The 13,235-nt window shown below is 60.6% G+C and carries 10 protein-coding genes; 5 read left to right on the top strand and 5 right to left on the bottom strand.

Annotated features, from left to right (window positions below):
- Nucleotides 1–175 precede the first annotated feature (175 nt).
- The 3 genes from LJX93_RS16045 to LJX93_RS16035 form a co-directional block, all read right to left on the bottom strand.
- Nucleotides 176–562 carry a nuclear transport factor 2 family protein gene (locus LJX93_RS16045; RefSeq protein ID WP_047583420.1) on the bottom strand — a complete coding sequence of 129 codons (387 nt, stop codon included), beginning with the start codon at nucleotides 560–562 and terminating at the stop codon, nucleotides 176–178.
- A 139-nt stretch (nucleotides 563–701) separates the two neighbouring features.
- Nucleotides 702–1,805, bottom strand: a complete 1,104-nt coding sequence (locus LJX93_RS16040) for an alkene reductase (protein ID WP_095064576.1) — start codon at nucleotides 1,803–1,805, stop codon at nucleotides 702–704.
- 63 nt (nucleotides 1,806–1,868) lie between these two features.
- Entirely contained in the window at nucleotides 1,869–2,447 is a 579-nt protein-coding gene (locus tag LJX93_RS16035) for a TetR/AcrR family transcriptional regulator (RefSeq protein WP_227696187.1), read from the bottom strand.
- Nucleotides 2,448–2,762: 315 nt separating this feature from the next.
- Between LJX93_RS16035 and LJX93_RS16030 the strand changes: the two genes are divergently transcribed.
- On the top strand, nucleotides 2,763–3,920 hold the full coding sequence (locus LJX93_RS16030) for an HD-GYP domain-containing protein (RefSeq protein ID WP_033698641.1): 1,158 nt from the start codon (nucleotides 2,763–2,765) through the stop codon (nucleotides 3,918–3,920).
- 43 nt (nucleotides 3,921–3,963) lie between these two features.
- The gene (locus LJX93_RS16025) at nucleotides 3,964–8,355 is read left to right on the top strand and encodes a response regulator (protein WP_227696186.1); all 4,392 of its coding nucleotides are present in this window, start codon (nucleotides 3,964–3,966) and stop codon (nucleotides 8,353–8,355) included.
- 181 nt (nucleotides 8,356–8,536) lie between these two features.
- On the opposite strand, the gene LJX93_RS16020 is transcribed toward LJX93_RS16025, so the two are convergent.
- On the bottom strand, nucleotides 8,537–9,787 hold the full coding sequence (locus tag LJX93_RS16020; RefSeq protein ID WP_033698644.1) for an MFS transporter: 1,251 nt from the start codon (nucleotides 9,785–9,787) through the stop codon (nucleotides 8,537–8,539).
- A 103-nt stretch (nucleotides 9,788–9,890) separates the two neighbouring features.
- Here LJX93_RS16020 and LJX93_RS16015 point away from each other — a divergent pair, with 103 nt between their 5' ends.
- From LJX93_RS16015 to LJX93_RS16005, 3 genes are all read left to right on the top strand, one after another.
- Entirely contained in the window at nucleotides 9,891–10,859 is a 969-nt protein-coding gene (locus tag LJX93_RS16015; protein WP_047583417.1) for an AraC family transcriptional regulator, read from the top strand.
- A 132-nt stretch (nucleotides 10,860–10,991) separates the two neighbouring features.
- The gene (locus LJX93_RS16010) at nucleotides 10,992–11,189 is read left to right on the top strand and encodes a hypothetical protein (RefSeq protein WP_152604615.1); all 198 of its coding nucleotides are present in this window, start codon (nucleotides 10,992–10,994) and stop codon (nucleotides 11,187–11,189) included.
- Between the two features lie 122 nt (nucleotides 11,190–11,311).
- On the top strand, nucleotides 11,312–12,016 hold the full coding sequence (locus LJX93_RS16005; protein WP_156311144.1) for an SDR family oxidoreductase: 705 nt from the start codon (nucleotides 11,312–11,314) through the stop codon (nucleotides 12,014–12,016).
- Nucleotides 12,017–12,199: 183 nt separating this feature from the next.
- Here the strand turns inward: LJX93_RS16005 and LJX93_RS16000 are convergent, their stop codons facing one another.
- Nucleotides 12,200–13,228, bottom strand: a complete 1,029-nt coding sequence (locus LJX93_RS16000; protein WP_156311143.1) for an LLM class oxidoreductase — start codon at nucleotides 13,226–13,228, stop codon at nucleotides 12,200–12,202.
- Between the last annotated feature and the right edge of the window lie 7 nt (nucleotides 13,229–13,235).

Raw genomic sequence — 13,235 nt, 5'->3', positions numbered from 1 at the left:
GTGGCCCAGATATCTGCCTCGGTTCGTGCATGTGATCATGGCGTAAGCACTACATTCGGCAATGGCAACGGTCTTGATGTTTTTGCTCATGGTTAGCTACCCAGGTGCTGGGAGACGCATGATGCGCCGAAAGACTGCCCGGTTTCGGAGGACCGGGAGCCCGGAAGCGCGCAGTTCAGGGCGCGATGTGGGTGTGGTAGATCTTGCTGACCACCGTCCACTTACCCTCGACTTTTAGTAAGTTGAAAAAGTCGGTGAAGCAGAAACCGGAGATATCGTTGGTGTCGATACGGGCGTTGGCGGCGGTGCCAACGATATCGATACTGACGATCACGCCCACAGCCTCGGGGGACGGGCGGAAAGGGGGGTTGTCGATGGTGTCGAACAGGCCTTGAATCGGCCCGCCGACCAGCTTGGCGTCAGCATCCACGCCAAAGATGGTCGCCTGCCCGCTGAAAGCTGGTTTCATGATGCTGCTATTGGCCTGTTTGCCGCCTTCGTTGTACCGGTTCAGCACTTCGACGATGGCTTTGTATTCCTGTACATAGGTGGGGTTGCTCATGGTGTTTTTCCCTGTTGTGAGATTTAGGAAGCGCCAGCCCGTTTACGCGAGAAGCAGCCCCGCAGTCGCCTGCACGAATGCCATGTCTCACGCCCAACTGGGCATCTGTGACGGATAACGCTGTACCACTGCGGGTGCTTCAGTAGTTGCCATTCGGCCAGTCGGTGTAGCCCTTGGCCCCACCGCCGTAATAGCTCTCTCTGGGAGCGGTGCTCAGTTCTGCACCATGGCGCAGGCGTTCAACCAGGTCTGGGTTGGAGATAAACAAGCGGCCGAAGGCCACTGCATCGATCCTGTTCTGAGCGCGGCGCTCGATGGCCATTTCCAGGTCGTAGTTGTTGTTACCGATATAGGGCCCTGCGAACAGGCCGCTGAGGGCATCCATATCAACGCCCGCAGGGATATCGCGGCTAGTCGCAGTGGCGCCTTCCACGAAATGCATGTAGGCCAGGTCGAGCTTGTTCAGCTCGGGCACCAAGTAACCGAACAGGCCCATGACGTTGCTGTCGGGAGGTGTGTTACCGGCGTCCGGGGTCACCGGTGAAAGTCGGATGCCGACCCGGTCGCTCCCCCATATCTCGATCATTGCGCGGGTGACTTCAAGGGTGAGGCGTGCTCGATTTTCGATCGAGCCACCGTACTGGTCGGTGCGCTGATTGGTAGAGTCACGCAGAAACTGATCGAGCAGGTAGCTGTTGGCAGAATGCACTTCCACGCCATCGAACCCCGCGTGCATGGCGTTTCGCGCGGCAACTCGGTATTGCTCGATAACACCGGCTATCTCGTCAGTTTCCAGCGCGCGCGGTGTGGACACTGGCACGAAACCGTCGACCGTGTAGGTATTGCCCTCGGCCCGGATCGCAGAGGGTGCTACCGGTGCCTGACCGTCAGGCTGCAGTTCGACGCTTGAGAAGCGGCCGACATGCCACAGCTGCAACACGATCTTGCCGCCTTTGGCATGCACAGCTTCGGTGACTTTCTTCCAGCCAGCCGTTTGTTCTGCGCTCCAGATACCGGGCGTCGCAGCGTAGCCACGGCCTTGGGCGCTGATGTTGGTCGCCTCGGCGATGATCAGGCCAGCGGAGGCGCGCTGAGCGTAGTAGGTAGCATGCAGTTCATTGGGCACGCCATCCTCGGCGTAACGGCTGCGCGTCACGGGTGCCATGACGATGCGGTTGGTGAGTTCGATGGCACCCATCCGGGTGGGTTCGAACAAGTCGGTACGGGTACTGTTATCAGTCATGAGTGGTTCCATCAAATTCATCTAAGTAGACCAGTCGTCTATTAATTGGTTAAAAAAAGCCGCTCAACCGAGCAGGCTTTTCGTCATGGCCAGCGCCGATTGGAAGGGTTGGGTAGAACGGTTCACCTTTGCCATCAACGATGCGCCCAACCACAGTTGATACAGCGACTCGGCCAGCGCCTTGCTGTCTTGGGTAACGATGCTGCCATCAGCGATACCACGCTCGATGCTATCGCTGATCAGCCTGATGATGCGGGACGTGCCTTTATCCAGCACGTGGCGCATCACTTCAGAAAGGTCGCAGACTTCAGCGCCGAGCTTGACCACCAGGCATTTGTTATCCACGGCCTCGTCATATTGGGTTTCGCTCCAGTACTGGAAGTACTTCAGAAGACTTTGCGCACCATTCGCCTGCTGCTTGAGGATCGGCTCGATACGGGACAGGTACTCGTCGAAGTAAACGTCGAGTAATGCCTGGCCAAATTCTTCCTTGGACTTGAAGTAGTGGTAGAACGAGCCCTTGGGTACTCCGGCCGTGCTCAACACCTCGTTGAGACCGACAGCCGTATAGCCTTTGTGGGTCATTAGTGCTCTGGCAACATCGAGGATGTGCTCACGCATTTCGTTGGCTGGTTTCTTCATGGTGAGCGAAGCCTAACGTAGATTAGACCAGTCGTCTACTGGTGTGGGCGGGGAGGCACGTTTTCCTTCTTGCATCAGCGACTGCTTTGAGTCGAAAGCGGTCTGTCGTGACCGGTAGCGATCGACCCAAAGCGGGTGTTCGCCGCAGGCATGCAATGCATCGCCAAACCCTTTAAACAAAGCCGCGGTTCGAAATGGATATAGCAACGCAGTCAACGACAGGCCGCGGCCAGCCAGCAAGTTTCACTGCTACGCTTTGCCAGGGGTCGATGCTGACTGCCCCTCTATTAATCGTCCAACAAGGGACCAACGGCAATGGATGGCATGCACTACATTTACCCATCAGCCACGGTTCTGGTGGTCGACGACACGCCCGACAACCTGATGCTGATCGCCGACTTGCTCAGGAATCGATATCGGGTCAAAGCAGCCAACAGTGGCGAGAAAGCATTGCGCCTACTGCAGGGCGACGCACTCCCCGACCTGATCCTGCTTGACATCATGATGCCGGGCTTGTCGGGCTACGATGTTGCCAAGCAGCTCAAGCGTGCCCCCCGTACCCGCAACATCCCGATCATTTTCCTGACCGCCATGGCTGCTGCCGAGGACGAAATTCGCGGGCTTGGCCTGGGGGCTGCCGACTACATCACCAAGCCGATCATCCCGCCTGTCCTCTTGGCCAGGGTTGAGACACAAATCAAGGTCAAGGCAGCTGCGGACTTCCTGCGCGACCAGAACGATTTCCTGGAGCAAGAAGTGCAGCGCCGCACCCGCGAGGTGACCGCCATCCAGGACGTCACCATCCACGCCATGGCATCGCTGGCTGAAACCCGCGACAACGAAACAGGCAACCACATCCGTCGCACTCAGCACTACGTCAAGTTGTTGGCCGAGCTGCTGCGCGAGCACCCGCGCTTTGGACACTTCCTCGATGAGGAAACCATCAAGCTGTTGTTCAAATCGGCACCACTTCACGATATCGGCAAGATTGGCATTCCTGATCGCATCCTGCTCAAACCAGGACGTTACACCGCCGAAGAGTTCGAAATAATGAAGACTCACACGACGTTGGGGCGCGATGCCATTCAGCACGCCGAGGACCAGCTGGGCATAACGGTCGACTTCCTTCAGTTGGCGAAGGAAATCGCCTATAGCCACCAGGAGAAATGGGATGGCAGCGGTTATCCGCAGGGCTTGGCGGGTGATGATATCCCCATCAGCGCTCGCTTGATGGCGCTGGCGGATGTCTACGATGCGCTGATCAGCCGCCGTGTTTACAAGCCAGGCATGCCCCACGCTCAGGCGGTGGAGATTATCCGCGAAGGCCGCGGCGCGCATTTTGACCCGGATATCTGCGACGCATTCCTTGCCCATTCCGAGCGCTTTCTGGCAATTGCAGCGCAGTTCGCCGACAGCGACCAGGATCTGGTCAAGCAGTTAGCTGAAGCCAAGTCTGTCGCTGAAAAGCATTAAGCCGTTTGTACCAATCTGCACGTCACACGAACTGAGGCGGTGTATGCACAGACTGTTTGAGCTGTTCGAGCGATTGTCTCTGCGCAGTAAATTGATTATCGGCTTTGCTGCGTTGTTGACACTTTTCCTGATGCTCGGCGTGCAGAGCCTGCGCACGCAGTTTTCGCTCAGGGGCGAGATGCAACAGCTCTACCAGCAGGATCTGGTCGGCATCCAGCATGTACAGGAAGTCCGGGTTCAGTTGCCACACCTGGTGCAGGCGCTTCAACGCGCGGTGGCAACGAGCAACGCCGAGACTCGCGTCAGTGCCAGGACGCAGATGGACATTGCGCAGCAGCGTCTGCAAGAGGCCCTTGCACAAGTGCGCCCGACGCTGCGGCGACAAAGCAGCGTCACCAGCCTGGTGGAGTTTGAAGTGGCGTTGCAGCGCCTGCAGAAACAAGGCGATGAAGCGCTTGAGTTGGTGGGCACCGGTCAATTGGGCAGGGCGCTGACCGTCCTCACGAGCCAGGCATTTATCGCACTTGAACAGGAGTGCGACGATCTGCTCATCCGGATAGAGAACAACAAGCAAGCGGATATTCATGATACGGCGAAGAGCCTAGCCGACTATGCGCAGCACAGCAGCGTACTCACTTACATACTGCTGCTGGGGGGCTCGACGCTGGCCTTGATGCTTGCCTGGCTGGTCAGCCGCTCAATCCGCGTACCGCTTAACCGTGTGCGCATAGCGGTGGACGAGCTGGCTTCCGGCAAGCTGGACAGCCAGATCCCTCACACCGACCTTAGCAACGAGACCGGTGACCTTGCCCGGGCAATCGCCACGCTGCAACTGGAGGCCCGCCAACTTGAAAGCCAGCGCTGGGTCAAAGGTCATGCTTCGTTGTTGCAGGTGGACCTGCTGCAGGCCCAAACCCCCTCGCAGCTAGCCCAGGCGTTTTTTTGCCGCATCGCCCCTCAGTTGGGCATCTGTCAGGGCGCGCTGTACGTGCTGTACGAGGAGGCGCCACGCCTGCAATTGCTCGGTGGCTACGCCGTGGACAGCGAGCGCCCCTTGCGCGCTGAGGTTGAGTTAGGTGAAGGGCTACTGGGGCAGTGCGCCGTGGATCGCCAACCCCGACAGTTCACCGATTTGCCTGAGCCGTTCTGGCGGGTGCGCGCACAGTTGGGCGAGGCGTGCGCCAGCCTTCTGCTGGTTGAGCCGGTACTACGCGGAGAGCGCCTCCACGGGGTACTGGAAATGGCTGGTTTGCGCCCTCTGGAGCTGAACCAGGCGCTGTTGCTGCAAGAGGTATTGCCCATCCTCGCCGGGGCCATGGCCATTATGGAGCGCAGCGAGGCCGCCCAGGCACTGTTGCTGGAAACTCGCCGCCAGGCGGACGAGATGAGTGCCCAGGCTCTGCAATTGGAGCACCAGGCTCAAACGCTGGAGGCCCAGCAGGCAGCACTGCGTGAAACCGAGGCGTGGTACCGCGGCATTATCGAAGCGGCGCCCGATGGCATGTTGGTGCTGGGCGACGATGGCCACATTCTGATGACCAATCCGCAGATGGATGCCCTGTTTGGCTATGAACCGGGTGAGTTGATCGGCGCCAGCATTGAGCGGCTGGTACCGCATGCCGCCCGCGAACGGCATATCAAGCAGCGCGACGCGTTTCTTGCCAGTGGCGGCACCCGGCAGATGGGCGGGGACCAGGATGACCTGCGCGGCGTGCGCAAGGACGGTAGCCTGTTCTCTGTAGAAATAGGCCTGTCCCATCTACCGCGTCTTGAGGGGCGAGGCGTCTGTGTGTGTGCCTCGGTGCGTGACGTGAATGAGCGCAGGATGATGGAAGCCAGGCTGCGCACTGCGAGCGATCGATTGAACCTGGCCCAGGAGGCCGGCGACATCGGCTTGTTCGATGTCGATCTGGTCAGCGGGGAAAACTACTGGACGCCGCAGCTCGAAGCGATGTTCGGCCTTGAGCCAGGCGCCTTCGGTGGCACCGTGGAGCACTGGCAGGCGCTGCTGCATCCTGATGACGTCGCGCGCGTCAGCAGTACCTTCGAGCACGCCGTCCACAGTGGCGGTGATCGTTTAGAACTCGACTTTCGCATCGTGCGGCAAGATGATGGTGGGGTGCGCACCTTCAAATCGCTCAATCGCTTCTCGCGCACCCCTGACGGCAGGCCACTGCGCGCAACCGGCATCAATATCGATGTGACGGCTTTGGCGCAGGCACGCGCCGCCGCCGAGCAGGCTACTCAGGCCAAGAGCGAGTTTCTCGCCAATATGAGTCATGAAATCCGCACGCCCATGAACGCCATCATCGGTATGAGCCACCTGGCGCTGCTGACAGAGCTGGATAAGCGCCAGCGCAACTACATTGATAAAGTGCACCGTTCGGCGCAGAACCTGCTGGGGATCATCAACGACATCCTCGATTTCTCCAAGATCGAAGCCGGCAGGATGAGCCTTGAGCACACGCCTTTTCGCCTGGAGGATGTACTCGACAGTATCGCTGCCATGATCGGCCTGAAAACCGAGGGCAAGGGCTTGGAGTTGTTATTCCAGACCCCGCCCGATTTGCCTACCGCACTGCTTGGCGACTCACTGCGACTTGGCCAGGTGCTGATCAACCTGGGCAACAATGCTGCCAAGTTCACCGAGCGTGGCGAGATTGTAGTGGGCGTGGAGGCAGTCGACTCGCCTGAGGAGCACGTGCAGCTGCACTTCTGGGTACGCGACACAGGCATCGGCATGACCGCCGAGCAGTGCTCGCGCATGTTCCAGTCTTTCAGCCAGGCCGATAGCTCGACCACGCGCAAGTACGGCGGTACCGGCCTGGGCTTGTCCATTTCGAAGAAGTTGGTGGAGTTGATGGATGGCCGAATCTGGGTTGAAAGCGAGCTGGGGGTCGGCTCCACCTTTCATTTCCAGGTGCGCCTTGGTGTTCAGCCAGGTATCGAGCCGCGTCGCATGTTCAAGGCCGACGAATTACGGGGTATGCGAGTATTGGTGGTCGACGACAACGCCAGTGCTCGGCAGATCCTCTCGGGCATGGCGCGTAGCTTCGGCCTGGAAGTGGATGTAGCGCAGGATGGTGGTAACGCGCTGCGAATGCTGGCTAATGCCGAGCACAGGACGTTGCCCTACGATTTGGTACTAATGGATTGGCGCATGCCCGGAATGGACGGCATTGAAGCCATGAAACGTATGTATACCGCAAGCCTGAAGCATACCCCGTCGGTGATTATGGTCACTGCCTTTGGCCGCGAGGAAGCGCGCGAAGAAGCGCAACGTCAAGGCATGCCGTTGCCAGTGGTATTGACCAAACCGGTCACCCCATCTTCATTGCTGGAAGCCATTGGCGGGGTGCTGGGCACAGCACCGCAGGCCGATACTCGCGCTGGCGAGCGTGCGAAGCAGAGTGCAAACACGCTGTACAGCCTCAACGGCGCTCGGCTTCTCTTGGTGGAAGACAATGAACTGAACCAAGAGCTGGCCACTGAGCTGCTTGAAAGTGTCGGGATTCGTCTGCGTTTCGCTGTTCACGGCCAGGAGGCGTTAGATATTCTTGCCGAAGATGGCGACTTTGATGGCGTGCTTATGGATTGCCAGATGCCGGTGATGGATGGCTACACGGCCACTCAGCACATTCGTCAGCAGCCGCGGTTCGACGTTTTGCCGGTCATCGCCATGACCGCCAACGCCATGGACGGTGATCGAGAACGGGCGCTGAGCAGTGGCATGAACGACCACATATCCAAGCCGCTCGATGTCGATGTCATGTTCGCCACCCTGGCCAGGTGGATCAAGCCTCGCGCCGTGATTCCAGCGCTTGCCGAACCGCCCGGTGCAGGCCAGCCGAAAGAGCTGCCGGATCGCCTGGAGGGTATTGACCTGGAGAGCGGCCTGGCAACCTGCATGGGGCGGCGAGAGCTTTACCTGCGCTTGCTCTGCAATTTCCGCAACAACCAGGCCGATTTTGCCCAGCAGTTTCAGGCCGCACTGGCTGACTCCGACCCTGGCGCGGCGGCACGTGTGGCTCACAGCCTGCGAGGCACCGCCGGCAACCTCGGTGCCAGGGCCGTGGCGCAGGCCGCCGCTGCCTTGGAGCAGGCCTGTCAGAACGGTGATCCCGCTGCAGTGATACAGGCTAGGGCTGCCGCGGTTGAACGATGCCTGCTGCCGACACTATCTGCCCTGGCGGGTTTGGACGTACACACACCCACGCTGGGGGGGGAGGGCGTGCGGGACAGTAGTATGTTGAGCGAGCAATTGAGCAGGCTAAAAGGCTTGCTGGCTGAAAGCGACACGGCGGCCGTGAATGCGCTGGCCGAACTGCGCAAGCTGTCACTGGAGCAGGGCCTGGCGAAACGCCTGGCGCTGGTGACCGAACAGGTTGAACTTTTCGAGTTTGATCGGGCCCTGGAACTCTTGCAGGAACGATAGGTCACCCTCCAGGCTGGGCCGCGCTACTGGCTCGAATCACCGGATAATGGCCCAGAAGACTGGGGCTTTCGCTTTGCTGTGACGCTGTTGTTCCCGCGCTGATAAATCCCGCACATGCTGCCGGTGCTGCAGCATGGGTTAAGCCGTTTGGAAGCGGATCGGCGCTGCTTGGAGAGCTAAATCACAGGTGGAGTGCCGACCCGTTCAGTACAGCGCCATCTACCGAAGGCACTCGCACACGCAGTGCAATCAGCAACGCGGCCAGCAGCATCAGCACGGCCGCCGCCACGAATACGCCTGCGCTGCCACCGAGGCTGAACATTGCCCCGCCCGCGGCTGCGCCTGTGGCGATGGCCGACTGTACAGACGCTACCACCATGCCCCCGGCGCTTTCCGCCTGGTCAGGGACCGCGCTGGCGACCCAGTTCGACCACGCCACCGGCACACCCCCAAAGGCCAGGCCCCAGACCGCCAGCAGTACGGCCTGCCCTGGCACCGACGCCGGCAACAGGACCAGCGCCAGTGCCGCAACGCCCACCAGCGCGGGCATCAACACCAGGGTTGCCAACGGGTGACGAGTCAGCATCCACCCGGCCACCAACGTGCCGACAAAATTAGCCACACCAAAACCCAGCAACATCAGCGACAGCCCCTGCGGGCCAATGCCGGTCGTACCTTCGAGGAATGGCCGAATATACGTGAACATCGCGAAGTGGCCGCTGTGCACCAGCACACAACCGAACATCCCCATCGCGATGCCTGGGCGCTGCAACACTTCAAGCACCGTGCGCAGGCGTGCCGGCCGACGTGGCGCAAGGCTCGGCAGCGTGAGTGACTGAAAAGCCAGGGTCACCACCCCCACCGCGGCCGCTGCAAAGAACGCGCTGCGCCAGCCATATAGCCCGCCCAGATAACTACCCAGCGGGACCGCAACCACCGTCCCGATGGCGATGCCGCTGAAAATGATCGAGAGCGCGCGCGGCAACAAAGCCCCCGGCACCAAGCGCATCGCCACCGCCGCCGCCATGCTCCAAAACCCGCCAAGTGCGATGCCCAGCAAGATACGCATCAACAACAGCACCGCGAAACTGGAGGAAACGGCGACCAACAGATTGGACGCGATCATCAACGTGGAAAAACCCAGCAACACCCAGCGGCGATCGATACTGCGAGTCAGGCCTGGCACCAACAGGCCGGCGAACAGCGCCACCACGGCTGTCACCGTTACCGCTTGGCCAGCCAGCGCTTCGGATACCCCCAGCTCGGTCGCCATCGGCGTCAACAGGCTGGCCGGAAGGTACTCAGCGGTCAGCAAGCCAAACACGCCCATGGCCAACGAGAATACGGCCATCCACGCGGGGGTTGCAGGTTCTGCATCCGGCCCGGCGCCGGGACGGCTGTCGGGTACGGCATTGCATACAAGGTCAGTCATTGCATGGATCTCCCAATCTTCAATTGCGACCCGTAGTCTAGGCGCGAGAATCCGGATGATCTATGATCGAAAAACTCAATTTTTTGACGAAAACACCTGAGCAATGTCGACAGACCAATTTGCCCTTTCTTCCGACCTCATCAACGAACTGTTGCGCGGCATGCGCCTGCGCGGTGTCGAGTACCGGCGTATCCAGGCGGGCCCGGCCTTCGGCTTGGGCTTCGCTGCCAAACCCGGGCATGCCTGGTTCCACTTCCTGGCGGTCGGCAACGCGGTGCTGCGTATGGAAGACGGGACAACGTATGCGCTGTGCGCCGGTAACGCCGTCTTCATCTCCCATGGCGCGGCCCATCAATTGCTCTCGCATACGCACGTGCCCGTGCAGGACATCGACCTTCTGGGCGGCGAGCCTCTGGGCGACACCGTCAGCGCGGTGGCCACCGGAACCGATGCCGGCCCCATGCCGACCACGCTTTTGTTCAGTGGATGCATGGAATTCGAATTGGGCAGCCTCCATGGCCTTGGCAAGCTGATGCCGGGCCTGATGCTGATTGATGCCGGCGGCCAGCGTTACCCCGGGCTGGTGCCTATTCTCACCACCATGGAGCGCGAGGTCAGCGCCGCACGCGTCGGCTTCGCCGGCATCCTCGCGCGATTGGCCGACGTGGTCGCCGCGATGGTCGTTCGTGGTTGGGTCGAGTGCGCCTGCGGCAACGCCTCCGGCCTGGTTGCCGCCCTGCGCGATCCGCGGCTGGCAGGTGCACTTCTGGCGCTGCATCAACAACCGGGTCGCGACTGGACCGTCGAGCAGTTGGCGGAGCAATGCAATACGTCCCGCTCGGTCTTTGCGGAGCGTTTTCAATTGACGATTGGCATGACCCCGCTGCGCTATGTCACCGAAGTGCGAATGCGGCTTGCCAGCCAGTGGCTGACGCTGGAAAGGGTGCCGATTGAAGAGGTCGCGCAGCGTTTGGGCTATACGTCTCAGGCGGCGTTCAGTCGGGCGTTCAAGCGTGTTACGGGTAAGACGCCTGGGTCGAGTCGCAGGTTGAGGCAGTCCGCTGCCACCTGAAACTGAGTGGAATTAGTGGGGGGGCATAATGGGCGGCGTTGGGTCGAAAAGCCGCCTTCCACGAACGGCAGCTTTCGACCCTGAGCGGACGGTAATGGCGTTGCGTTCGGAGTGGGCCGGGAGGTGTTCGTCATGACATTTCTGGCGCTTACCAGATCGAGCGCCGCGCGGGCGGCGCTCGATCTGACAGACGTTGAAAATATCAAAGCTGTCACCTCTATGCCCAACACCTACCGTCCGCTCAGGGTCGATAACGGCCCGTCATGCACGCCAATCGGCCCGCAAAATACCGTAATCGACACGCGCGGACTCAAGGGCTTGTTCCAATGACAACAGGCGAGGCTATAGATTATCTACTGACATGAACAAGCGTTGCTGTCTCTCTGAGCGGTGCTGAGCGGTGCTAGTCTCATTTCACCAACCACCCATCCACGCCTCACTCAGGAGGATGTATGTCAGTAGAAAAAGTAGCAATAGTCACTGCCGGTGGTAGCGGCATGGGAGCGGCAGCAGCACGTAGACTGGCTGCCGACGGCTTCAAGGTGGGTATTCTTTCTTCCTCTGGCAAGGGGGAGGCCCTGGCGCAAGCGTTAGGCGGTATCGGCGTAACCGGCAGTAACCAGTCAAACGAAGATCTGCAGCGCCTCGTCGATGCAGTCATTCAGAAATGGGGCCGTATCGATGTGTTGGTTAACAGCGCCGGCCATGGCCCGCGGGCACCGATCCTTGAGATCAGCGACGAAGACTGGCACCTGGGTATGGAGACCTACCTGCTCAACGTCATTCGCCCTACGCGATTGGTGACGCCGTACATGCAGCGCCAGAACGGCGGTGCAATAATCAACATTTCTACTGCATGGGTGTTCGAACCAAGCGAACTCTTCCCTACCTCGGCAGTTTTCCGTGCCGGTTTGGCGTCGTTCAGCAAAATCTTTGCTGACAAGTACGCCGCTGACAACATTCGCATTAATAACGTGCTGCCGGGTTGGATCGACAGTCTCCCTGCTACCGAGCAGCGTCGAGAAGGTGTGCCACTTAAGCGCTATGGCACGAGTGAGGAGATTGCCGCCACTATCGCCTTCCTGGCGAGCGAAGGGGCAGCCTACATTACCGGCCAGAACATCAAGGTCGACGGCGGCGTTACCCGCAGCGTCTGAGCCTCTGGGCCGCACACCGTACGCGGCCCTTTTTCATTTTGGGCGATTGCCATGCTTGATCTGATCTTGACCAAGGTATGGTCGGATTTATCTATACCTGTTGGCGGTGTTCCCAATCCATTTCGCTTGATGCAACTGGCCTGCCAATGAATTGCGCGACCCACTGTGCAACTGAGCAGCGCGCTACCAGTCCTGCGAATGCGGTGCTGGCCCTGCCAGCGCCGGAAACAGCGGCAGTACCTCTTCGGCCAGTTCCTGAAGGATGTCCTGGGCCGGGCGCCGCGCCATCTGCACCCCCAATGCTGCATGGTTGACCCCGGCCTCGCGCCACTCGCCGAGCAGGTCGATCAACCCGTTGCGCCCGGTGCGCAGCACGTAGCCGCCTTGCAGCGGTGTACGCGGGAAGTTCGGGTCGTCGTCCAGGTCGATCCATTCGTTGGTCATGTGCGGGCGGAAACCACCGCCCGGTATCGCTGCGCGCCAGGCGCGGATTTTTTCGGCCAACCGTCGTGGTCCAAGCACGTTATGGGTGGCGTCGGGGTAAGTGAGCCAGCCATCGGCGTGTTCGCCCAGCCACTGCAGGCTTTGGCGTGACGAGCCGGTCACCACCAATGGGATGCGCCCTGACACTGGCCTTGGCAGCAGCCGGGCGCTGCCGAGTTGGCCCAGCGGCGACTGGATCGGCCCGGGGTGCTCGGCCAACAGTTGCCGGAAGTAGTCCACGCTTTGCGCAAAGCGCTCGCCGCGGGTGTCGTGGTCCAAGCCATAGGCTGGAAACTCCACGGGCCGGTCGCCCGAGGCGATGCCCAGCACCAGGCGCCCACCCGACAGGGTATCGAGGGTGGCAGCGGCCTTGGCCAGGTCGATCGGGTGGCGCAAGGCGAAGATCGCGCTGCCGGTCACCAGGGCAATGCGCTGAGTCTGCGCGGCCAGGTAGGCCAGGTAGGTGAACGGGTCGAATACCTGTCCGGCGTCACCGAAGGCCGGGTCGAACAAGGGCACATCACGCACCCAGGCGGCGGCAAAGCCCAGGCGGTCGATGTCGCCGACCAGCCGTGCCTGCCCGGCCAGTGCCTGCATGTTGCCGTCGTAGAAACGCAGCGGCATGAAGATGCCCAAGGTCAGTTGATCGGGCGCGAACATGCGCCGGTAGCCGGGGTGCTGGGCGAAGGCGCTGGCGTTGGCGCCGCAGGTGGGAGTTGTAGGGTTCATGGCCGTT

The sequence above is a fragment of the Pseudomonas sp. HN2-3 genome (assembly GCF_020691745.1).
Taxonomy (GTDB): Bacteria; Pseudomonadota; Gammaproteobacteria; order Pseudomonadales; family Pseudomonadaceae; genus Aquipseudomonas; species Aquipseudomonas capeferrum.
The sequence above is the reverse complement of the archived record's forward strand: the minus strand, read 5'-3'. Positions and strand labels throughout refer to the sequence as shown.